This is a genomic window from Limnohabitans sp. WS1, from assembly GCF_003063265.1.
In the GTDB taxonomy this organism is placed as follows: Bacteria; Pseudomonadota; Gammaproteobacteria; order Burkholderiales; family Burkholderiaceae_C; genus Limnohabitans_A.
The window spans coordinates 138,737-158,380 of record NZ_NERU01000001.1 but is presented as its reverse complement, the minus strand read 5'-3'; the positions used below and the strand labels follow the sequence as shown (position 1 = coordinate 158,380).

Genomic DNA, 19,644 nt, shown 5'->3' with positions numbered 1-19,644 from the left:
GAAAACCCTGATACCCGATGTCCCCCAAGCGCACAGGGGTGATGGCGTGGCTCAGGAAGTCCCGCTAGACTGTTCAGCATGAAAATCATCGACTCCATCCTCACCGACGCGGCCAGCATTGCGGCCATTCGCAAAGACATCCACGCTCACCCCGAGTTGTGCTTTCAGGAGGTGCGCACCGCCGACGTGGTGGCGCAGCAGCTGACGGACTGGGGCATCCCGATTCACCGCGGCATGGGCACCACCGGGGTGGTGGGCATCGTGCACGGGCGTGACGGCGGCGCTTGCGGTCGCGGCATTGGCCTGCGCGCTGACATCGACGCCCTGCCCATGCAGGAGTTCAACACCTTTGCCCACGCCAGCAAACACCAAGGCAAGATGCACGCTTGCGGCCACGACGGCCACACCGCCATGCTGCTGGCAGCGGCCAAGCATTTCTCCAAGCACCGCGACTTTGACGGCACGGTGTATTTGATCTTCCAACCCGCCGAAGAAGGCGGCGGCGGTGCCCGCGAGATGATCAAGGACGGCTTGTTTGACAAGTTCCCCATGCAGGCCGTGTTTGGCATGCACAACTGGCCGGGTGCCCCGGTGGGCACTTTCGCCGTGAGCGCCGGCCCCGTGATGGCGTCGAGCAACGAGTTCAAAATCGTCATCCGTGGCAAAGGCAGCCACGCCGCGCTGCCGCACAACGGTATCGACCCGGTGCCCATCGCCTGCCAGATGGTGCAAGGCTTTCAGACCATCATCACCCGCAACAAAAAGCCGGTGGATGCAGGCGTGATCTCGGTCACCATGATCCACGCGGGCGAAGCCACCAACGTGGTGCCCGATTCGTGCGAGCTGCAGGGCACCGTGCGTACCTTCAGCATTGAAGTGCTCGACCTGATCGAAAAGCGCATGAAGCAAGTGGCCGAGTCCATTTGCACGGCCTTTGATGCGCAATGCGAATTCGACTTCCACCGCAACTACCCACCCACCATCAACAGCCCTGCCGAAGCCGAGTTTGCCCGTCAAGTCATGGGCGGCATTGTGGGGGCCGACCATGTGGTGGCCCAGGAGCCCACCATGGGCGCAGAAGACTTCTCGTACATGTTGCAGGCCAAACCCGGCGCCTATGTGTTCATCAGCAATGGCGATGGCGCACACCGCGAAATGGGCCACGGCGGCGGCCCCTGCACGCTGCACAACCCCAGCTACGACTTCAACGACGACCTGATCCCGCTGGGCGGCACCTATTGGGTGGAATTGGCCACACAGTGGCTGGCCAATCCGACACAAACCGCTTGAAAAGAAAACCTGCATGACAGATATCCAAACCGGCTTTTCCAAAAGCTACGCCGAAGCTCGCCAGAAGTTTTTGAACGCTGCAAAGTCTGCGGGCTTGAGCGTTGACGCCAACATCCACCCTTTGAAGGGCCGTGACGGCGAAGAGCTGGCCATGGACGTGGTGCTGGACGGTGCACCCGACGCCCAGCAGCTGCTGATCGTCAGCAGCGCCTGCCACGGCGTGGAGGGCTATTGCGGCTCGGGTGTGCAAATCCACGCCCTGCAAAACACCGCTTGGCGCGATGCGTGCAAGGCCAGTGGGGTGGCCGTGCTTTACATCCACGCCCTCAACCCGCACGGGTTTTCGCATGTTCGACGCGTGACCCACGAAAACGTGGACATCAACCGCAACTTTCAGGATTTCACGAAACCCCTGCCTGCCAACGACGCTTACCAGGAAATCCACCCGCTGCTGCTGCCCGAAGTCTGGCCTCCGGATGCCGCCAATGCGGCAGCCACTGCCCAGTACATTGCCCAGCGTGGTATGAAAGCCTTCCAGGCCGCTGTCTCGAAAGGCCAACACGACTTTCCTGACGGTCTGTTTTTTGGCGGCCAAGCCCCCACTTGGAGCAACCTCACGGTGCGTCAGGTGCTGCAAAAGTACGGCCAGCAATGCCAAAAAATGGCCTGGATTGACTTGCACACGGGTCTGGGCCCCAGCGGCGTGGGCGAGCGCATCTTTGCTTGCGCCGACGACGCAGCGGCCTACACCCGCGCCAAGGCCTGGTGGGGCCAGGGCATCACCTCCATTTACGACGGCTCGTCGACCTCGGCTTTCCTCACAGGCCTGATGTGGATGTCGGCCTACCAAGAGTGCCCGCAAGCCGAATACACCGGCATTGCCATGGAATACGGCACACAAACGCAAGACCTGGTCATTGGCGCACTGCGTGGCGACCACTGGTTGCACCTGCACCCCGAAGCCCCCGATGCCCTGCGCCAGCAAATCAAGCAGGCGCTGATGGACGCGTTTTACGTCGATACCGACGAGTGGCGCACCCAAATCGTTGACCAAGCCATGGACGCCATGCAGCAGGCGATCACGGGTTTGAGCGAATGAGCAAACCCCGCGTTCTGGTGCTGGGTGGCAGCGGTTTTGTGGGTCGGCAGGTCTGCGAACAACTGGCTCGTCTGGGCAATGACATCACCGTACCCACGCGACGCGCCCTGCATGCCGCCTGCGTGCAAAGCTTACCGGGCCTGACGGTGATAGAAGCTTCGGTGCACAGCGAGGCCGATCTGGCCCGCCTCATGCCCGGCCATGATGCGGTGGTCAATTTGGTGGCTGTGCTCCATGGTGATGAAGCACGTTTTGAGCAGGTGCATGTTGACTTGCCGGCCAAGATCGCTCGCGCCATGAAAGACGCCCATGTGCAGCGATTGGTCCATGTCAGTGCGCTGGGTGCCCATGAGCATGGGCCCTCGATGTACCAACGAAGCAAGGCCAAGGGTGAAGCGGTGTTGCGTCATGCCAAGCTTGACCTGACGATCTTGCGTCCCAGCGTGATCTTTGGTGCCGAAGACAAGTTCCTCAACCTGTTTGCCGACCTGCAAGCCTTGGTGCCCTTCATGCCTTTGGCAGGCAGCCAGACCCGTTTTCAACCCGTTTGGGTGGGTGATGTGGCTCGCGCCGTGGTGACTTGTCTGCAAAAGCCCGAAACCATTGGCCAAACCTATGAGTTGTGCGGCCCCGATGTGCTGACCTTGGGTGAGCTGGTTCAGCGTGCAGGGCAGTGGGCTGGTGTGAACCACGGCCGAGGTCGCCCGATCTTGGCTTTGCCGCATTGGGTGGGCTGGTTGCAGGCTGCGGCCATGGAACTGGCTCCGGGCGAACCGCTGATGAGTCGGGACAACCTGGCTTCGATGAAGGTGGACAACGTGGCCACAGGTGAGCTGCCTGGCCTGACGGCGCTGGGCATCAGTGCCGCGTCGGCTGAGGGCGTGGCATCGGCTTATCTGGGCCATCGCGGTCCTCGCAGCCGCCTCAACCACTGGCGCGAACACGCGGGACGCTGAAACCAGGTCAGCCAAGATCTCGGACTTTGCTGACGCACTCAAGCCTGTCAGTACACCTGTCGCGCAACACCCGCCCCCGTGTGCCTGCAAGGCTGGCACTTGCAACAGGTCATGAGCTCAGCCTCCGCTAACATGTCGGGCTTGATTCACGGGAGAAAACAATGATCCAGCTCTACATTGCCAACAAAAACTATTCATCGTGGTCCATGCGCCCCTGGGTGCTGCTGCGCCAGGCGGGAATCGACTTTGAAGAGGTCTTTGTCCGCTTTGACAGCTTCGCGCCCGACTCGCAGTTCAAGGCCGCGCTCAAAGACGTCAACCCGGTGGGCAAGGTGCCCGTGCTGGTGCACGATGGCCTGGCCGTTTGGGACACCATGGCGATTGCCGAATATGTGGCCGAGCAGTTCCCCGACAAACAACTCTGGCCGCAAGACCGCGCCGCCCGGGCACGGGCGCGCAGCATCTGCGCCGAAATGCACAGCGGCTTTGTGGGCTTGCGCAGCGCCTGCCCCATGAACATCGAGGCGCACCTGCCCGACATCGGGGCTTTGGCGCTGCGCGACAAGCCCGCTGTGCGCGCCGACCTGGGCCGCATCTGCAGCCTGTGGAGCGGCCTGCTGCAAGAACACGGCGGCCCCATGCTGTTTGGCCAATTTTCTGTGGCCGACGCCTACTTTGCCCCGGTGGTCATGCGCCTGAAAACCTACGCCCTGCCGGTGCCGGCCGATGTGGCCGCCTACATGGAGCGCGTGTGCGCCCTGCCTGGCGTCAAAGCCTGGATCGATGAGGCGCTGGCCGAGCAGGACTTCATCGACTTCGAAGAGCCTTTCCGGCTTTCTCGCTGAAGGCAGACACGGACATGCAGGTTTTTGTCGTTGGCGGTGCGGTGCGTGATGCCTTGATGGGTGAACGCGTCAATGACCGCGACTGGGTGGTGGTGGGCAGCACGCCCGAAGCCATGACCGCGCAGGGCTTTTTGCCCGTGGGCAAGGACTTTCCGGTGTTTTTGCACCCGCAAACCCGCGAGGAATACGCCCTCGCCCGCACCGAACGCAAAACGGCGCGGGGCTACAAAGGCTTTGCGGTGCAGGCCGCGCCCGACGTCACGCTCGAAGAAGACCTGGCCCGGCGCGACCTCACGGTCAACGCCATGGCTGTGCCCGAGGCACTGGCGCACCAGCCACCCAGCACCTGGGCTGGACACATCGTTGACCCTTTTGACGGTCAGCGCGACCTGCAGACCAAAGTGCTGCGCCATGTCACACACGCCTTTGCCGAAGACCCGGTGCGCATCCTGCGGCTGGCACGCTTTGCGGCGCGTTTTGCCGACTTTTCTGTGGCGAGCGACACCCTGGCACTGATGAGCCAGATGGTCGAAGACGGCGAGGCGGACCACCTGGTGCCCGAGCGCGTCTGGCAGGAGTTGGCGCGTGGGTTGATGAGCACAAAACCCTCGCGCATGTTTGAAGTGCTGCGTGCCTGTGGCGCTCTGAAGGTGCTGCTGCCTGAGCTGGACTGCCTGTGGGGTGTTCCCCAGCGGGCCGAATACCACCCCGAGATCGACACGGGCGTGCACATGATGCTGGTGATGGACATGGCCGCCCGCCTGAACACGCCGCTGTCGGTGCGTGTGGCCTGCCTGATGCACGACCTGGGCAAAGGCACGACACCCGCCGAGGTGCTGCCGCGCCACATCGGCCACGAAGGGCGCAGCGTCAAATTGCTGCAAAAGGTGTGTGAGCGCCTGCGCGTGCCGATCGAGGGCAAAGAACTGGCCGAAGTGGTGGCGCGTGAACACGGCAACATCCACCGCAGCGCCGAACTGGGGCCAGAAGCCTTGATGCGTTTGCTCGACCGTTGTGACGCCATTCGCCAAGCCGAGCGCTTTGCACGGGTGCTGCAAGCCTGCGAATGCGATGCGCGGGGACGGCTGGGGTTTGAAGAGGTGGCTTACCCACAGGCCGAGCGCTTGCTCAAAGCCCAGCAGGCCGCGCTGTCGGTCGAAACCGCACCCATCGCGCAGGCAGCGGCCGCACAAGGCCTCAAAGGTCCGCAAATCGGCGAGCAAATCTCCAAAGCCCGCGTCAAAGCGGTCGCAGCTTCTTTGTAGGAGCCCACCCCGTGGGCGATGGGCTTGAAGGGCGTGTCTCGGGTCAATCGCACACGAGGGGAGGCTCCTACACCAAGATGCGTTTTGATCCCCTCACAAATGCGAACGCGTCCAGTCGGCGATGTCTTGCGCCGTGCGGAAAGCACCCGCCTGACGGGCGACTTCCTTGCCGCCAACAAACAATGCGAGTGTGGGGATGCTGCGGATGTTGAAACGGGCGGCAATGGCCTGCGCTTCTTCGGTGTTGAGTTTGGCCACCCGCACTTGGGGCTCCAAGAGGCCAGCGGCCTGCTCATAAGCCGGGGCCATCATCCGGCATGGACCGCACCAAGGGGCCCAAAAATCGACCAGCACCGGCACATGGCTTCGGCCGATGTGCTTGTCAAAGTTGGCCGCGTCCAGTGCCAGCGGATGGCCGTCAAAAAGAGCTTGGTGGCACTGCCCGCAATCAGGTGCGTGCTGCAAATCAGCCTCACGCACGCGGTTGGTGGTGTGGCAATGCGGACAAACAATGTGCAAGGCTTTGGCTGAATCGGTCATGGAATCCCCTGTATTTCAAAAACACTTGGGGGCCATGCTGCACGATTCAAGGCCTCACCGCCCTGATTCAGGTCAAGGCGAAGCGCCGGACAAGCTCAGCGAGCGGGCGGACGACGGGGTGCCATGGGCGCGCGACCCGCCAAGTGACGGAAGCTGATGCGGCCTTTGCTCAGGTCATAAGGCGAGAGTTCGAGCGTCACACGGTCGCCCGCCAAAATGCGGATGTGGTTCTTGCGCATCTTGCCAGCCGAATAAGCAATCAGTTGGTGGCCGTTGTCCAAGGTCACACGAAAACGGGTGTCGGGCAACACCTCGTTGACCACGCCCATCAGTTCAATCAGTTCTTCTTTAGCCATTTAAAACGTCTTTCTCAAAGCAGGATCGGTTTTGTCGTCTGGCGCTCTACCCACAACATGCCTTCATCGAGGGCGTATTGGCTGGCGGCGGCAGGGGTTGCAAATTCGGGCACAAACCGCATCACGCGGTCGGTGCTGGCGCTGCCACGGCCACTGGCCACGGACACTTGCGCGCCAAATGCGCCATTGGGCAAAGCCCTGGAGCACGGCTGAATTCGGAATTTTCCCATGGAGATGGGTTGGTGTGAACAATATGAAAGAGTCATGTATTTTAACGAAGGGGGTCGAACCGCTTTTTTCGGCCCTCTTGGGGGCTGTGCAGCGGCACGGGTCTTGGCATGTCCTGCTGCCAAAAAAGCGCCCCCATACGCAGACCGCAAGGCCTGCCCAACAACAGCACCGTGCAGAGGTGCGTCAAAAAGGAAGCAAAAAATCGTCTGGGCCCAGCTCTTAAAAAGCATGGCGGGCGATGAGCACAGTGGAGGACAAGACTGGCATCCCTCTGCCGGGATGCGCTATCGGCTCGGTAAGAGCGAGATGGGCATAAGTCGCCAATGGCGTGTCGCACTGTAACACGTTCGGGGTTTGGCGCGCTTGTTGCACCTGACCCTGATCTTCAGACACCTTGTTTCTGGAGGCCTTGACTCACCGATTGACTCAAGCGCTGCGCGTACTGGTTCATCCAAAGAGCAAAGGTTTGGCCAAAGCCGAGGAAAAGCGCCTGGCCTGCAGGTGAGTTGGCTTGTGCCAGTAATTGCTGAAGCTCGGAAATGCCAAAACTCTTGTTCACATGCGCAGCGTGCGCCAACACCCATTGCGACATTTGACTGCGCATCACGAACCGTTGCTGCTCCAAGTGGTCCTGTAGCTGGTTGAAAGTGGGTTTACCCGGTTGATCGGGCATCGCCGACACCATCGCCCACTCCATGGCCAAACTCATGGCCATGTTCATGGAAACGGCCCGATCCACCGCCATGGTCGCATCCACCACGGATTGGAGCAAGGCCATTCGAGCAGTGTCTGCGGCCAATTCAGCCATGATTTTGGGTGCGTTCTCCATCACAAAACCCATGGTTTGAGCGCTTGCGCCTTGGATATCGGCGAGTGCAATTTTCTGGCCCAAAGGCGTTTTGTAAAACACGGTCCAGGCTTGCAAATGTTCAGAACCCAGACCTTTGAGCAGCAAGGCCAAGGCTTGGGGTTCAAGTTGCTTCAAGTCATAAACCTCACGACTTGAGCGCAAAACCAATTTAGCCAATTTAGGCGGCATGCCCTTAGCTTGAGCCTGCTGCAAACCCAAGTCAAATTGTTCGGGTATTTGTCGCAAAGATTCAAGCAAAGCCATCTGCGTCATGAGCCAACGGCCCGCTTCTTCGTCTTGCTTCATTACTGAAGCGGGCTTGTCCGGACTTGGATGGACTTGCGCTACTGCTGTCATTCCCGACAGACCCAACCCCAACAAGCAAGCCCAGATATAGCCTTGATTTGAACCTTTGAATCCTTTTTTCATTTTTACCCCCTCCCTTTTAATCGATCTGTAACGCGAACAAACCACTCAATTGGACTGCCTTTGATGGGCAAGCATTTGCAAGGCCATACCGGTATGTCGCACTGGTGTTTTAGTGAAAAAAATACCCACCTGCTTGGCTTCGGCCTGCATGGGCAAAATCGCCAAAAACTTCCCGGATAAATCGGCGTTTTCTGAATCTTGGCGCGTTTGCCACATGGCCAAAAATTGTTGTCGGCTGTAAGTCCTGTTGCCCAAACTGGGATCGGCCAACCACACGGTGTCCTGGTTGATGCCTCGCAACACAGAAAAGTGGTCGTTCTTTCGATGCTTGACATAGACAATGACGGGCATTTTCAAGCGTGTGAGCTGCTCCCAACTGGCCGCAAATCCTTGCGCCCTGAAGCCAAACTGCGGTATGGCCTTGGCCATGTCTTCAAAACTGGCCCGTCCATCGCCTTTGTCCATGGCCTTGAGAAGCGCTTCCTCTGTCAAATCTTGGCCATAAAAATAGTTCAGCAAGGTGGCCAACGAAGCGGCACCGCACGAGTAATCCAAGTCTTGCTTGACCACTTGCGCATCTCGCAGAGTTTTCCAATTTTTGATTGGCACTTGCAACACATCGCTGTGCGTGTTGACCATCGCAGTCGACATTTGAGCTTGAACGCCATGGGCGACGCCCAGGCTCAAAACTCCCAACCAAAGCCAAATCCTCCAAGCTTGTCTCCCCATCATGTTTGGCCCTCATCACTAAATTTAATGTGCTTTTTTGGGTCGTACCAAATACAAGCCAACAAACCCACCCCACAACCAGAAAAAAGCAATGCCATGAAATATGCCCACTCCAAAGAGTTGAAGGCCCAAATCGCTACTTTTGGGAAAAGCAACGAGCTGGCGGCAAATAACACTCCCAAAATGAACAAGCCCAATCCGGCACGACGAAATCGTCGCTTTTCCGAATTGGACTTGCCTGCCATCCACTGAGCGATCTCAGGCAATACCAAATCCAAAAGATCGAATGGAAAGGCCATTAGGAATTACCAGCGTTGACGGAAACTATGGTACCAACTGGGGATTGTTCGCCATCCAGTGTTGGCCATCCATGTCGTTGCGACCGCAATTTGGGGTGCATAAAAATACATCCAAAACCAAGCACCCTAGGTATCCTTCATCTCCTGCCCAGACAAGGCCACCAACTGCATCGGCTTTCCGGCTTGCTCGAACATCGTGTTGATGTCGGCCTGACTGAAGGTCGCAACTGGCATGGCTTGCGGACTCTGCGCCTGTACTTCAGTGGCCTGCGCCTGTACCGCCATCAGGCTGGCTGCCACCAGCGCGAGTGCGGCATGTTTGAACTTACTCATAATAGACTCCTCATTTTGAAAACTACAACAACAAGCCTCGAAACAGACTCCCGAGGCACCTTTGGCAGCGTGGTCGCGCGGCCAACTTCATTGGCGGTGTATCAGCACCACCAATTCCTGTCGGGCGGCGTTGGCCGCCCGCTTTTTTTCAAAACGTGTACAACCAACTCGTCCGCAATTCAGCACCACCTTGGCCTGATGCATTGAGTTTGAAACTGGTGTTGAGGGTGTTGCCCTTGTCAAAGCCATAGCCCACACCCAAAATCAAATCGGTCCCTGTTCGGGCTAAACCTTGGGCTTGACCGTCTATTCGTTCGGCTGTGCGACGTGTCCATTGAACGCCGGTGGTCAATGTCACGCGGTCGTTGACGGCAAAGGACACCGACGGGTTGAGCAGGAGCAAGTTGCCGGGCTTAACAGTTTGTGCGCCGTCTTGTCGGTGTTGGCTGAAACGGTAGGCTCCGGTGAACGAAAAAACCACGGGATCAATGGCTTTGTAGGCCGTCACGCCCAACATTGTGGATTTAAAACTGGCACTGGTATTGCTTTGCTTTTCACGCAAAGCCAATTCGGCAAACCCCAGAACAGCAGGTGTTTCATCGTCCTTTTTGAATTGGTAGTTGACCCCCGCCCACGCGTCGGCAAAACCAGAGTCACTGCTTTTGGCGAATCCACCCGCACCGCTGATGCGCTGCTGGGAATGGGTGCCACTCAAACGTGTATAAATTTCTGCCTTGCTGGTGAGGCCGTAACGCAAACCAAACGTTGCCACGCGGGTGTCGCTGTTGCCCGTGCTCTCGCCGACAAGCGAGGGCAAGGTAACGAACGATGTGGCTCCCGTTTGTACTGTGATGGGCTCACCTGCAAACACCCCTTGGCGATTTGCATTGGCATACGCCAGCGACAAGTCCAATTTGAACTTGCCTTTGTCGGTAATCAGGTCTTCCACGGTCATAGGCAAATCCGCCCGAGCGGGCAGTACTACCGATAAGAACAGGCCAGCAATCAAGATGCGTAGAAACATGGAGATCGTCATTTAAGTAAAACTTTTGATGTAAAAATTTTACTCACTCCCCCCCCTATGAAGTCAACCAAAACCCTGAAAATTTAGGGTTGATGGCTGAAGAAAAACTGCTGAATGCAGTCCGCTCAAACCCAGCGTGCGATGCCTGCAGCCACCATGCTCAGCAGCAAAGTGCTGGCAATAGGAAGGAAAAATTCACGCCCGAACAGACGAAATCGGAAGTCGCCTGGCAGGCGGCCAAAGCCCAACTTTTGCAGCCAAGGCTGCAAACCGCTGAACACAATGAGCACCAGCAACACCACAATCAACCAACGCAACATACCGTTCCTTCGAAGACGTTTACAGGCGGTGCGAGCGGTCACCACGGGCAAAACCCTGGGCGGACACATCGGCGGAGGTGGAAAAACCGATCACCTTGAACAACTCGCCCATTTCGTGCTCGTTGATCAGGCGCTGGGCCTGGCTGCGCTCGGCCAAACTGGCGTTTGCCATGCGCTCGGCCAAACCCAGGTTCAGCAAAAACCAGGCTTGGCTGGTGTAGCCCAACACATTCAGCCCGGCATTTTGCGCCGCCAAGGCCACCCCGGTGAAGTTGACATGGGCGGTGATGTCTTTTTGGCCCACCGCCACCAAGGGGTTGTCGTCGGCTTGGTGCAGCTGGTGGCACATGACGGTGCCCATGTGGCGCTGCGGGTGAAAGTATTCGGCCTCAGGAAAACCGTAATCCAAAAAGAACGCCGCCCCGCCGCGTCCGACCAGCAGCCGCTCGGCCAGGCTGGTGGTGAAGGCCTCGGCTTGGGGGTGGATTTCGGTCAGGTAATCGTGCTCGCCTTCGATCTCGAGGGGCGGACGCAAGTCGGTGATGCGATCTTGCCAAGCGAATTCTTCTCCAGCGCTGACCACCCCGCGCTCGTGCCAGACGCCTTGCGTGCGCTGCAGCAGCTGCACCGGCATGGCGTCCAGCACCTCATTGCCCACCACCACGCCCTCGATGGCACCGGGCCAGGCATCCAGCCAACGCACTTTGTTGGCATGTTTGAGCAAAGTGTCGGCCTGCCGAGTGCGCAAAGTGCCCGACAAATCGATGATGGTGTAGCGGCTGACGGCGTCACCCAAACTGTCCAACAACTGCAGGGCCAGAGCCCCGGTGCCTGCGCCAAACTCCCAGACTTCGTCCGTGCCTGTGGCGGCCAGCGCCTCGTTCACCTGCACCGCCAGGGTCTGGCCAAACAAGGGCGACATGCCCGGCGCGGTCACAAAATCGCTGCCCGAGGACGGCATGGCACCAAATTTCTGCAAGACATTGGTGTAATAACCCAGCCCTGGCTCGTACAGAGCCATGGCCATGAAACGGTCAAAACCCATCCAGCCACCCGCTTGCGCGATGACTTGGTGGATGCGCAGAGTCAGCTCAGGGGGAAGTGGGTAAGCGTCGGTCACGCTGCGATTATCCTTTGTCTGCCTTTCACAGACACGCTATCCCCCTGCCCACGCAGTCGGCAGGGCCATCGCCGATAATTGTCCCTTTTAACCTTCGCAGCGGCATCTTCTTGAAACACGTTCTGATCACTGGCGGCGCACTGCGTCTGGGCGCGACTTTGTGCCGGGCATTCGCGCAAGCGGGCTGGCAGGTGTGGTGCCACTACCAGCGCTCTGCTGATGCGGCCTTGGCGCTGCAAAACACACTGCAAACCGAATTTGAGACCCAAGGTGCCACCGTCCGCTTGGTGCAAGCCGACCTGTCACAAAGCGTTGAGGTCGAGCGCATGATGGCGCACATCATGCAGACCACCGGGCCGCTCGATTGTTTGGTGAACAATGCCTCACTCTTCGAGCCGGACGAGGGCAAGCAAATGGACCTGCCCGGCGCGCGCCAGCAACTCGAAGTGAATTTGATCGCACCCATGCTGCTGGCCTCGCTGATGGCCCAGCAGGCCGCGCCCAAGGCCACGCCCGGCCAGCGCAGCGTGGTCCACATCCTGGACCAAAAGGTGTTCAACCTGAACCCGGACTATTTTTCGTACACCGTCTCCAAACTGGCGCTGGAGCGTGCTGTGGCCTTACAGGCGCAAGCCTTGGCCCCCTTGCGCGTATGCGGGGTGGCCCCGGGCCTGATGTTTTTGAGCGGCCCACAAACCCAAGAGAACTTTGACCGCAACAGCCGCGTGAACCTGCTGCGCGAGCCGATCGATCCGGCGCAGGTGGCTGCCACTTGCGTTTTTCTGGCGCAAAACCCCTGCATCACGGGCACCACGGTGTGTGTGGACAACGGCCAACACCTGGTGCCTCTGGCGCGCGACGTGATGTTTTTGGGTGAACCGAAAGACCCTGCATGAGCGAGCTGATGACCGATTTGGCGCTGAATTGCCGCCGCCTGTTTTTGCGAAACCACACGGTGGACGTGCGCATTGGTGCGCACGACTTTGAAAAGCTCGGCCCCCAGCGCATCGTCTTCAATGTGGAACTGTTCGTGCCCTACAGCGCATCCACTCCCACACAAGACGACCTGGCCGAGGTGGTGGACTACGACTTCATCCGCGAGGTGATTGCGCGCCGGGTGGCCCAAGGTCACATCGTGTTGCAAGAGACTTTGTGCGATGACCTGATGCGCGAGCTGATCGCGCACCCGCAGGTGCAAGCGGTGCGCCTGTCCAGCTGTAAACCCGATGTGTACCCGGACTGCGAAGCGGTTGGGGTTGAAATCTTTCAAATCAAAAGCCCGACATGAAAACCCCTGCCGGACACCAAACCCTGGAGTTGACCGGTTTGCGCTTTGACGCCAACCTGGGCATCCTAGAACACGAAAAAACCGACCCGCAACCGATTCAGGTCGATGCCGAGCTGAACCTGGGCACGCAGCCGCTGCTGCCCAGCGACGACGACATTCACTCGGTGCTGGATTACCGCAAAGTGCGCAAGATCATCATCGACGAATGCACCGCCGAGCACATCAACCTGCTCGAAACCATGATCGGCAAACTCTCGAACCGCCTGATGCAGTTGCCCGGCGTGTTGGGCGTGCGCGTCAAGATTGCCAAACTTGAAATTTTTGAAGACTGCGAAGTGGCCATTCGCATGGAAACCGGACAGTGGTGAACCTCATGAACACAGATACAGAAGCAGACAACGCCTGGGTACAAGCACAAGCCGAATCAGAGGCTGCCAAAGCGATCAAGATCGAACGCGAAACCCACAAACTCGAAAAACGCCTGTGCCGCCAAATGGGCCAAGCCATCAGTGACTTCAACCTGATCGAAGCGGGCGACCGCATCATGGTCTGCATGTCGGGCGGCAAAGACAGCTACGGCATGCTGGACATCCTGCTCAAGATGAAGGCTCGCGCCCCGGTGGACTTCGAGCTGGTGGCGGTCAACCTGGACCAAAAGCAGCCGGGGTTTCCGGACCACATCCTGCCCGCTTACCTCAAAGAGCTGGGCGTGGAGTACCACATCGAGACGCAAGACACCTACTCGATCGTGAAAGACAAAATCCCTGAAGGCAAGACCATGTGCAGCCTGTGCTCGCGTCTGCGTCGGGGCATTTTGTACCGCGTAGCACGGGAGCTCAAGTGCAACAAGCTCGCGCTCGGCCACCACCGCGACGACATGCTGCAGACCTTCTTTTTGAACATGTTCTTTGGCGGCAAGCTCAAAGGCATGCCCCCAAAACTGGTCAGTGACAACGGCGAGTTCATGGTGATCCGCCCACTGGCCTATGTGGCCGAGACCGACCTGATCCGTTGGGCAGAGCACCGACAGTTCCCCATCATTCCGTGCACCCTGTGTGGCAGCCAGGAAAACCTGCAGCGCCTGCAAGTGGGCAACATGCTGCGCGAGTGGCAAAAGAAGCACCCTGGCCGGATTGAAAACATGTTTGCGGCGCTGCAAAATGTGGTGCCTTCGCACTTGATGGACGCCAAGCTGTACGGCTTCAAGGACCTGAAAATCACCGGCATTGCCGACGATGCAGGCGACAAGGCCTTTGACGAAGAAGAGTTCAAGGAAGCGTCCTTGCCCGGCATTCAGGTCATCTCGATGTGATCCTCAGGAGTCCACCCATGCTCAAAGATACCCCGCAGATCATTCGGCTCGTTCAAGTGTTTCTGGCCACACTGGCTTTGACGCTTTTAAGCGGCTGCGCATCCATGCGCTTGGTGGACAGCGATGTGGTCTCTGTGGCGGCGGTGCCGCCCGGCATGAGTTTGCAAGGGGCCAAATACCGCTTCGAGCGCCTGCCTTCGCAAGCCAACAACCCCGAAGCGGGTCTGGCCGAGCAACAGGCCCAAGCCGCCATGACAGCCGTGGGTTTGGTGCGTGACGATGCCGGTGCCAGCCTGAGTGTGATGGTGGGCTTCAATGGCACCCAGTACCCAGCCGACCCGTGGGGCCGCCCCATCACCGGGCCAGGCTGGATTCCCCAGGGCAGCATCAGCATCGGATCGGGGTTCGGATCGCACATCGGATTGGGCATGGGCATGCGCTTTCCGCCGCCCACGCATTACCGACGCGAGGTCAGCCTGATCATGCGCGACCTCAAATCGGGCCAGGTGGTGTACGAAACCCGCGCCAGCCACGCGGGCCCCTGGAGCGACAGCGTGCCGATTTTTGCCACCTTGTTTCAAGCTGCACTGGCCAATTTCCCCAACCCGCCTGCTGGCCCACGTCGGGTCAACATTGAGCTGCCGCGCTGAAGCCAACACGACATGGAACCGACCCGCATTCTGGCCATCCGCCACGGAGAAACCGCCTGGAACGTCGACACCCGACTGCAAGGCCATCTGGACATCCCTCTGAACGACGTGGGTCTGCGCCAGGCGCAACACTTGGCCCAGGCATTGGTGCAGCGTGACGCCATGGATGCGATTTACGCCAGTGACTTGTCTCGCGCCCACACCACAGCCTTGGCCATTGCGCAGGCCACGGGTCAAACCGTGACCACGCACCCCGGGCTGCGCGAACGACACTTTGGTGCCTTTCAAGGTCGGACTTTTGCCGAGATTGAAGTCGAGTTGCCCGATCACGCTTGGCACTGGCGCAAACGAACGCCCGACTGGGTACCGCCTGAGGGTGGCGAATCGTTGGAAATGTTGCGCGAGCGCATTGTGGGTACAGTCAGCGAACTGGCCGCACGGCACCCCGGTCAGCAAATCGTGATGGTGGCCCACGGGGGGGTGCTGGACATTCTGTACCGCGCGGCCACCCGATTGGATTTACAAGCCCCTCGCACTTGGCAACTGACCAACACCGCCGTCAACCGGCTGTTGTGGACACCGCAGGGCTTGTCCTTGGTGGGCTGGGGCGACACCTCGCACCTGGATGCGCTGGGCCAAGACGAAACGAGCGCCTGAGCGGCTACATCATTGCCCAAACGACTTGGGCGGCGTGACGCCCAAATGCTTGAAAGCCGCCAGTGTGGCGATGCGCCCACGCGGGGTGCGCTGCAAATAGCCTTGCTGGATCAAATACGGCTCGATCACATCTTCGATGGTGTCGCGCTCTTCGCCGATGCTGGCGGCGATGTTGTCCAAGCCCACAGGCCCGCCGTCAAAACGGTGGATCACCGCTTCCAGCAGTTTGCGGTCCATCAGGTCAAAGCCTTCGGGGTCCACGTCCAGCATGACCAGGGCCTTTTGCGAGATGGCCTTGTGGATGGTGCCGTCGCCCTTCACATCCGCATAGTCGCGCACACGGCGCAGCAGGCGGTTGGCAATGCGCGGCGTGCCGCGTGAGCGGCGAGCAATCTCAAACGAGCCTTCTGGGTCAATCGGCGCTTTGAGCAGCCCGGCGCTGCGGGTCACGATGCGGGTCAGCTCCTCGGGTGTGTAGAACTCCAGCCGCGACACGATGCCAAAGCGGTCGCGTAAAGGATTGGTGAGCATGCCCGCACGGGTGGTCGCCCCCACCAGGGTGAAGGGCTGCAAATCGAGCTTGATGCTGCGCGCCGCTGGGCCTTCGCCGATCATGATGTCGATCTGGTAGTCCTCGAGCGCGGGGTACAAAATCTCTTCAACCACAGGCGACAGGCGGTGGATCTCGTCAATGAAGAGCACATCGTTGCGCTCCAGATTGGTGAGCAGCGCCGCCAAATCCTTGGGTTTTTCCAGCACCGGGCCGCTGGTCTGGCGCAGGTTCACACCCAATTCGGCGGCAATGATGTGGCTGAGCGTGGTCTTGCCCAGACCAGGCGGACCAAACAGCAACACATGGTCCAGCGGCTCTTCGCGCATCTTGGCCGCGCTGATGAAAATCTCCAGTTGCTCGCGCACCTTGACTTGGCCGACGTATTCATCGAGCAGCTTGGGGCGCAGGGCGCGCTCAATGGCCTCTTCCTGGTGGGACACGGGGGACGCAGAAATGACCCGGGGTTCGGGCTGGGGGGCGAAGTCGTCGGTGCGGATGCTCATGGGGTGACCAACTCGATGATGTCGTTGAGCTCAAGACGAGCGGTTTGGAAAATGGCGTCGCTGACCCGCTTCCAGGGGTGCGGTGTCGCGCCGCGCTGACGCCAGTCAATGCTCTTGGGCTGGTTGCAAATGATGTAACTGGGTTGTTTGGCCGTTTTGCTGTTGTCAATCGCAAACGGGTTGGTGGCGTTGTAGGCTGCCGTGGACATGGGAAAGCCAATCACGATCGAGGTCCTGTCGTTGAAGGCTTTGGGCGACAGCACCAACATGGGGTGCATGTCGCGCATCTCGCGGCCCACCTGCGGGTTGAAGTTGATCCAGATGATGTCTTGCCGCTCAGGCACCCAAACGGCCCGGCTCACTTGAAGCCCTCGGTGCCAGCTCCGAACTCCACGCCTTGCGGCCCATCGGGCATGACCTCACCACCGTGCACCTGAGGGTCAAAGGCGGCGAGCTTGTCTTGCAGGCTCGGGCGCTGGGGCACGGCGCGCAACTCCAGACAACCTTTGGCCACCACCGTGGCCTGCAAAGGCGTGCCAGGCGTGATGCCAAGCGACTGCATCAATTCCCGGCTGAGCCGGATGCCATGGCTGTTGCCCCAGGTGGAAATGGTCAATGCGGTGGTTTTCATGTCTTCAGTATATCCAATGGATATCCAAACACAAGGCTACCCAAATGCTTATTTGTTCAGGGCCTTGAGCGCCAGCTTGATGCCCTCGCTCACCCCCACGTCCACGGGCAGGCTCTTGAGGGCCGCAGCGGCTTCCTTGTCGCTGTAGCCCAGCGCCAGCAAGGCTTGCTGGATATCGCTTTGCGCGTCGGGGGTGTGTACGGCAAACAAGCCGCCCAGGTCGCCGCCCAGTTTGCCTTTGAGTTCGAGCAGCAAACGCTCGGCGGTTTTTTTGCCGATGCCGGGCACTTTGACCAAACGGCCGACTTCTTGCGTGGTGATGGCCTGCGACAGATCGGTCACGCTCATGCCCGACAGCACGCTCAGGGCCGTGCGGGGGCCGACGCCGGAAATTTTGATCAGCTGGCGAAAGGCTTCGCGTTCGCTCAAGGTGGCAAAGCCGTAGAGGATTTGCGCGTCCTCGCGCACCACAAAGTGCGTGACCAAGGTGACTTTTTCGCCCGTGGCCGGCAGGTTATAAAAGGTGCTCATGGGCACATTCACTTCATAGCCCACGCCGTGGCAGTCCACCACCACCTCGGGTGGATTTTTGTCGCTCAGGATGCCGGTGAGTTTGCCAATCATGGGGGTGACGCCTTAAATGCCTGTGATGGGAGAAAATGCACGGTTTTCGACCACTTGTCACCGCGCCCTTTCAGGATTATCAACTTGATCGTCAGACACACCTTCACGCCGCACAACAACACCCGCCTGTCGCACCTGTGCGGCCCCATGGATGCGCACTTGCGCACCATCGAAGCGGGCCTGCAGGTGAGCATCGCGCACCGTCACGAGCAGTTCAAGGTGGACGGCCCCAAGGCCGTGGCCCTGCGGGCGATGGAGATTTTGCAGGCGATTTACGAACGCGCTGACCGCCCGATTGCACCCGACATGGTGCAACTCATGCTGGTGGGCGACAGCGGCGGCGAAGAAGCCGACTTGCCCGCCTTGCAAACCCGCCGCGCCGACCTGAAGGCCCGCACCCCGGTGCAGGCGGCCTATCTGGAGAGCATCGCCAGCCACGACATCACCTTTGGCATCGGCCCGGCTGGCACCGGCAAGACCTACCTGGCCGTGGCTTGCGCGGTGGACGCGCTGGAGCGCAGCAGCGTGCAACGCATTGTGCTCACGCGCCCAGCGGTGGAAGCGGGCGAGCGACTGGGCTTTTTGCCGGGTGACCTGTCGCAAAAGGTCGACCCCTACCTGCGCCCGCTGTACGACGCGCTGTACGACCTGATGGGTTACGACAAGGTGCAAAAGGCCTTTGAGCGCAACGCCATCGAGATCGCGCCGCTGGCCTTCATGCGCGGGCGCACGCTGAACAACGCCTTTGTGATCCTGGACGAGGCGCAAAACACCAGCACCGAACAGATGAAGATGTTCCTGACCCGCATCGGCTTTGGCGCCAAAGCCGTGGTCACGGGCGATGTGAGCCAGATCGACTTGCCCAAAGGCCAACTGAGCGGGCTGATCGACGCCGAGCGGGTCTTGAAGCGCGTCAAGGGCATTGCTTTCACGCGCTTTTCGAGTGCCGACGTGGTGCGTCACCCGCTGGTGGCCCGCATTGTGGACGCCTACGACGCGCAAGGCAGCGCCGCCATGCGGGCGGGCGTCACCACACGCCGCAAGCCCTTGCCCACCGACGATTGAACTCTGAATCCAGCACGCCCATGGCCCTCCAAAAACTCCAGCTGTCCCTGCAATTTGGCGACATTCCTGATGCAGCCCGCCACCGCGCCGCCCTGCCCCGCCACGCGGTCATCCGCGCCATTCGCCATGCCTTGGCCGATGACGCTGAAATCACGGTGCGCATCGTGGGCGAAGAAGAAGGCAGAGAACTGAACAAGAGCTACCGCAAAAAAGACTACGCCACCAATGTGCTGACCTTTGATTACGAGCAGGAACCTGTGGTGATGGCCGATTTGGTGCTGTGCGCCCCGGTGGTGGCGCGAGAGGCCAAAGAGCAAGGCAAGACGCTGGCGGCGCATTACGCGCATTTGCTGGTGCACGGCACTTTGCACGCGCAAGGCTGGGACCATGAGACCAGTACCGCCGACGCCGAAGAGATGGAGGCCTATGAGGTGGCTATTTTGGCGGGGTTGGGGTTGAAGAACCCTTACCTTTGAGTTCGTTTTTTCTGGTTGTTGCGGTGAGGTCTCGAACGGTTTGCGCTGGGTAGGCTCGCCTCGATGGGTTTGAGCAAGAGAGGCCTCGAATGGGGTGGGGCCGGGTTCCTCATGCCGGGGTACCGAAAATCGTCACCCGGCCCCACCCCATTCGAGGCCGAGGTGCGGTTTTAAAACCCGCTGTTCTCTGAGTCATGCC

The 19,644-nt window shown here is 59.7% G+C and carries 27 protein-coding genes; 13 read left to right on the top strand and 14 right to left on the bottom strand.

The annotated features are described in order from the left end of the window. The first annotated feature begins 78 nt into the window (after window positions 1–78). The 5 genes from B9Z48_RS00705 (at window position 79) to B9Z48_RS00685 (ending at window position 5,455) form a co-directional block, all read left to right on the top strand. Window positions 79–1,290 (top strand): M20 aminoacylase family protein, encoded by a 1,212-nt coding sequence (locus tag B9Z48_RS00705; protein WP_108376841.1) that lies wholly within the window; start codon window positions 79–81, stop codon window positions 1,288–1,290. Window positions 1,291–1,303: 13 nt separating this feature from the next. Beyond that, the gene (locus B9Z48_RS00700) at window positions 1,304–2,389 is read left to right on the top strand and encodes a M14 family metallopeptidase (protein ID WP_108376840.1); all 1,086 of its coding nucleotides are present in this window, start codon (window positions 1,304–1,306) and stop codon (window positions 2,387–2,389) included. After that, complete coding sequence (locus B9Z48_RS00695) at window positions 2,386–3,345, top strand: complex I NDUFA9 subunit family protein (protein WP_089953324.1); 960 nt, start codon at window positions 2,386–2,388, stop codon at window positions 3,343–3,345. The genes B9Z48_RS00700 and B9Z48_RS00695 overlap by 4 nt, the downstream gene beginning before the upstream one ends. Window positions 3,346–3,506: 161 nt before the next feature. Beyond that, window positions 3,507–4,190 (top strand): glutathione S-transferase family protein, encoded by a 684-nt coding sequence (locus tag B9Z48_RS00690; RefSeq protein ID WP_108376839.1) that lies wholly within the window; start codon window positions 3,507–3,509, stop codon window positions 4,188–4,190. Between the two features lie 14 nt (window positions 4,191–4,204). Beyond that, window positions 4,205–5,455, top strand: a complete 1,251-nt coding sequence (locus B9Z48_RS00685; protein WP_108376838.1) for a multifunctional CCA addition/repair protein — start codon at window positions 4,205–4,207, stop codon at window positions 5,453–5,455. A 93-nt stretch (window positions 5,456–5,548) separates the two neighbouring features. On the opposite strand, the gene trxC is transcribed toward B9Z48_RS00685, so the two are convergent. The 10 genes from trxC to B9Z48_RS00635 all read right to left on the bottom strand — a co-directional run bounded on the left by trxC (window position 5,549) and on the right by B9Z48_RS00635 (window position 11,611). Then, window positions 5,549–5,995, bottom strand: coding sequence for a thioredoxin TrxC (trxC, locus tag B9Z48_RS00680; RefSeq protein WP_108376837.1), 447 nt, complete (start codon window positions 5,993–5,995; stop codon window positions 5,549–5,551). Window positions 5,996–6,090: 95 nt separating this feature from the next. Beyond that, on the bottom strand, window positions 6,091–6,351 hold the full coding sequence (infA, locus tag B9Z48_RS00675; protein WP_019426546.1) for a translation initiation factor IF-1: 261 nt from the start codon (window positions 6,349–6,351) through the stop codon (window positions 6,091–6,093). Window positions 6,352–6,365: 14 nt separating this feature from the next. Next, window positions 6,366–6,581, bottom strand: a complete 216-nt coding sequence (locus B9Z48_RS00670) for a hypothetical protein (RefSeq protein WP_231624533.1) — start codon at window positions 6,579–6,581, stop codon at window positions 6,366–6,368. Between the two features lie 386 nt (window positions 6,582–6,967). Continuing rightward, window positions 6,968–7,738, bottom strand: coding sequence for a DUF2059 domain-containing protein (locus tag B9Z48_RS00665; RefSeq protein WP_158273182.1), 771 nt, complete (start codon window positions 7,736–7,738; stop codon window positions 6,968–6,970). 168 nt (window positions 7,739–7,906) lie between these two features. After that, the gene (locus tag B9Z48_RS00660; protein WP_233260972.1) at window positions 7,907–8,512 is read right to left on the bottom strand and encodes a C39 family peptidase; all 606 of its coding nucleotides are present in this window, start codon (window positions 8,510–8,512) and stop codon (window positions 7,907–7,909) included. Between the two features lie 77 nt (window positions 8,513–8,589). Further along, entirely contained in the window at window positions 8,590–8,889 is a 300-nt protein-coding gene (locus tag B9Z48_RS21315; protein WP_146186213.1) for a hypothetical protein, read from the bottom strand. Between the two features lie 126 nt (window positions 8,890–9,015). Then, window positions 9,016–9,222, bottom strand: coding sequence for a hypothetical protein (locus tag B9Z48_RS00650; protein WP_108376833.1), 207 nt, complete (start codon window positions 9,220–9,222; stop codon window positions 9,016–9,018). Between the two features lie 148 nt (window positions 9,223–9,370). Continuing rightward, window positions 9,371–10,246 (bottom strand): hypothetical protein, encoded by an 876-nt coding sequence (locus B9Z48_RS00645; protein ID WP_108376832.1) that lies wholly within the window; start codon window positions 10,244–10,246, stop codon window positions 9,371–9,373. Window positions 10,247–10,371: 125 nt separating this feature from the next. After that, window positions 10,372–10,566: a DUF2905 domain-containing protein gene (locus tag B9Z48_RS00640; RefSeq protein WP_089953335.1), complete on the bottom strand. Its 195-nt coding sequence runs from the start codon at window positions 10,564–10,566 to the stop codon at window positions 10,372–10,374. A 19-nt stretch (window positions 10,567–10,585) separates the two neighbouring features. Further along, window positions 10,586–11,611, bottom strand: coding sequence for a class I SAM-dependent methyltransferase (locus B9Z48_RS00635; protein ID WP_108377153.1), 1,026 nt, complete (start codon window positions 11,609–11,611; stop codon window positions 10,586–10,588). A 185-nt stretch (window positions 11,612–11,796) separates the two neighbouring features. Between B9Z48_RS00635 and B9Z48_RS00630 the strand changes: the two genes are divergently transcribed. Genes B9Z48_RS00630 through B9Z48_RS00605 form a run of 6 tightly spaced genes read left to right on the top strand, consistent with a single transcriptional unit; the run spans window position 11,797 to window position 15,593 of the window. After that, window positions 11,797–12,582, top strand: a complete 786-nt coding sequence (locus tag B9Z48_RS00630) for an SDR family oxidoreductase (RefSeq protein WP_089953338.1) — start codon at window positions 11,797–11,799, stop codon at window positions 12,580–12,582. Continuing rightward, window positions 12,579–12,974: a dihydroneopterin aldolase gene (locus B9Z48_RS00625; protein ID WP_089953340.1), complete on the top strand. Its 396-nt coding sequence runs from the start codon at window positions 12,579–12,581 to the stop codon at window positions 12,972–12,974. The genes B9Z48_RS00630 and B9Z48_RS00625 overlap by 4 nt, the downstream gene beginning before the upstream one ends. Next, the gene (locus B9Z48_RS00620; protein ID WP_089953342.1) at window positions 12,971–13,342 is read left to right on the top strand and encodes a dihydroneopterin aldolase; all 372 of its coding nucleotides are present in this window, start codon (window positions 12,971–12,973) and stop codon (window positions 13,340–13,342) included. Before B9Z48_RS00625 ends, B9Z48_RS00620 begins: the two co-directional genes overlap by 4 nt. A 5-nt stretch (window positions 13,343–13,347) precedes the next feature. Next, complete coding sequence (ttcA, locus tag B9Z48_RS00615; RefSeq protein WP_089953344.1) at window positions 13,348–14,286, top strand: tRNA 2-thiocytidine(32) synthetase TtcA; 939 nt, start codon at window positions 13,348–13,350, stop codon at window positions 14,284–14,286. Between the two features lie 17 nt (window positions 14,287–14,303). After that, the gene (locus tag B9Z48_RS00610) at window positions 14,304–14,936 is read left to right on the top strand and encodes a DUF4136 domain-containing protein (RefSeq protein WP_089953347.1); all 633 of its coding nucleotides are present in this window, start codon (window positions 14,304–14,306) and stop codon (window positions 14,934–14,936) included. A gap of 12 nt (window positions 14,937–14,948) precedes the next feature. Further along, window positions 14,949–15,593, top strand: a complete 645-nt coding sequence (locus B9Z48_RS00605) for a histidine phosphatase family protein (protein WP_089953350.1) — start codon at window positions 14,949–14,951, stop codon at window positions 15,591–15,593. Window positions 15,594–15,602: 9 nt separating this feature from the next. Here B9Z48_RS00605 and ruvB read toward each other — a convergent pair whose 3' ends face one another. From ruvB to ruvA, 4 genes are read right to left on the bottom strand one after another with little or no spacing between them, the layout of a single operon-like run. Beyond that, on the bottom strand, window positions 15,603–16,649 hold the full coding sequence (gene ruvB, locus B9Z48_RS00600) for a Holliday junction branch migration DNA helicase RuvB (RefSeq protein WP_108376831.1): 1,047 nt from the start codon (window positions 16,647–16,649) through the stop codon (window positions 15,603–15,605). After that, window positions 16,646–17,011 (bottom strand): type II toxin-antitoxin system PemK/MazF family toxin, encoded by a 366-nt coding sequence (locus tag B9Z48_RS00595; protein ID WP_108376830.1) that lies wholly within the window; start codon window positions 17,009–17,011, stop codon window positions 16,646–16,648. Before B9Z48_RS00595 ends, ruvB begins: the two co-directional genes overlap by 4 nt. Continuing rightward, window positions 17,008–17,280 (bottom strand): PbsX family transcriptional regulator, encoded by a 273-nt coding sequence (locus B9Z48_RS00590; protein ID WP_108376829.1) that lies wholly within the window; start codon window positions 17,278–17,280, stop codon window positions 17,008–17,010. The genes B9Z48_RS00595 and B9Z48_RS00590 overlap by 4 nt, the downstream gene beginning before the upstream one ends. Before the next feature lie 48 nt (window positions 17,281–17,328). Continuing rightward, window positions 17,329–17,904, bottom strand: coding sequence for a Holliday junction branch migration protein RuvA (gene ruvA / locus B9Z48_RS00585; RefSeq protein WP_108376828.1), 576 nt, complete (start codon window positions 17,902–17,904; stop codon window positions 17,329–17,331). Window positions 17,905–17,988: 84 nt separating this feature from the next. Here ruvA and B9Z48_RS00580 point away from each other — a divergent pair, with 84 nt between their 5' ends. Continuing rightward, window positions 17,989–18,969 carry a PhoH family protein gene (locus B9Z48_RS00580; RefSeq protein WP_108376827.1) on the top strand — a complete coding sequence of 327 codons (981 nt, stop codon included), beginning with the start codon at window positions 17,989–17,991 and terminating at the stop codon, window positions 18,967–18,969. Window positions 18,970–18,989: 20 nt separating this feature from the next. After that, a complete protein-coding gene (gene ybeY / locus B9Z48_RS00575) occupies window positions 18,990–19,445 on the top strand; it encodes an rRNA maturation RNase YbeY (RefSeq protein ID WP_108376826.1) in 456 nt (151 codons plus the stop codon). Window positions 19,446–19,644: the final 199 nt, after the last annotated feature.

Coding starts and splice junctions, on each gene's coding strand:
- ruvA (WP_108376828.1), bottom strand. CDS start 17,904: ATGATTGGCAAACTCACCGGCATCCTGAGCGACAAAAATCCACCCGAG.
- infA (WP_019426546.1), bottom strand. CDS start 6,351: ATGGCTAAAGAAGAACTGATTGAACTGATGGGCGTGGTCAACGAGGTG.
- B9Z48_RS00605 (WP_089953350.1), top strand. CDS start 14,949: ATGGAACCGACCCGCATTCTGGCCATCCGCCACGGAGAAACCGCCTGG.
- B9Z48_RS00620 (WP_089953342.1), top strand. CDS start 12,971: ATGAAAACCCCTGCCGGACACCAAACCCTGGAGTTGACCGGTTTGCGC.
- B9Z48_RS00685 (WP_108376838.1), top strand. CDS start 4,205: ATGCAGGTTTTTGTCGTTGGCGGTGCGGTGCGTGATGCCTTGATGGGT.
- B9Z48_RS00660 (WP_233260972.1), bottom strand. CDS start 8,512: ATGTCGACTGCGATGGTCAACACGCACAGCGATGTGTTGCAAGTGCCA.
- B9Z48_RS00670 (WP_231624533.1), bottom strand. CDS start 6,581: ATGGGAAAATTCCGAATTCAGCCGTGCTCCAGGGCTTTGCCCAATGGC.
- B9Z48_RS00640 (WP_089953335.1), bottom strand. CDS start 10,566: ATGTTGCGTTGGTTGATTGTGGTGTTGCTGGTGCTCATTGTGTTCAGC.
- B9Z48_RS00665 (WP_158273182.1), bottom strand. CDS start 7,738: ATGAAGCAAGACGAAGAAGCGGGCCGTTGGCTCATGACGCAGATGGCT.
- B9Z48_RS00610 (WP_089953347.1), top strand. CDS start 14,304: ATGCTCAAAGATACCCCGCAGATCATTCGGCTCGTTCAAGTGTTTCTG.
- B9Z48_RS00695 (WP_089953324.1), top strand. CDS start 2,386: ATGAGCAAACCCCGCGTTCTGGTGCTGGGTGGCAGCGGTTTTGTGGGT.
- B9Z48_RS00645 (WP_108376832.1), bottom strand. CDS start 10,246: ATGTTTCTACGCATCTTGATTGCTGGCCTGTTCTTATCGGTAGTACTG.
- B9Z48_RS00705 (WP_108376841.1), top strand. CDS start 79: ATGAAAATCATCGACTCCATCCTCACCGACGCGGCCAGCATTGCGGCC.
- trxC (WP_108376837.1), bottom strand. CDS start 5,995: ATGACCGATTCAGCCAAAGCCTTGCACATTGTTTGTCCGCATTGCCAC.
- B9Z48_RS00700 (WP_108376840.1), top strand. CDS start 1,304: ATGACAGATATCCAAACCGGCTTTTCCAAAAGCTACGCCGAAGCTCGC.
- ybeY (WP_108376826.1), top strand. CDS start 18,990: ATGGCCCTCCAAAAACTCCAGCTGTCCCTGCAATTTGGCGACATTCCT.
- B9Z48_RS00590 (WP_108376829.1), bottom strand. CDS start 17,280: ATGAAAACCACCGCATTGACCATTTCCACCTGGGGCAACAGCCATGGC.
- ttcA (WP_089953344.1), top strand. CDS start 13,348: ATGAACACAGATACAGAAGCAGACAACGCCTGGGTACAAGCACAAGCC.
- ruvB (WP_108376831.1), bottom strand. CDS start 16,649: ATGAGCATCCGCACCGACGACTTCGCCCCCCAGCCCGAACCCCGGGTC.
- B9Z48_RS00625 (WP_089953340.1), top strand. CDS start 12,579: ATGAGCGAGCTGATGACCGATTTGGCGCTGAATTGCCGCCGCCTGTTT.
- B9Z48_RS21315 (WP_146186213.1), bottom strand. CDS start 8,889: ATGGCCTTTCCATTCGATCTTTTGGATTTGGTATTGCCTGAGATCGCT.
- B9Z48_RS00690 (WP_108376839.1), top strand. CDS start 3,507: ATGATCCAGCTCTACATTGCCAACAAAAACTATTCATCGTGGTCCATG.
- B9Z48_RS00635 (WP_108377153.1), bottom strand. CDS start 11,611: ATGGGTTTTGACCGTTTCATGGCCATGGCTCTGTACGAGCCAGGGCTG.
- B9Z48_RS00650 (WP_108376833.1), bottom strand. CDS start 9,222: ATGAGTAAGTTCAAACATGCCGCACTCGCGCTGGTGGCAGCCAGCCTG.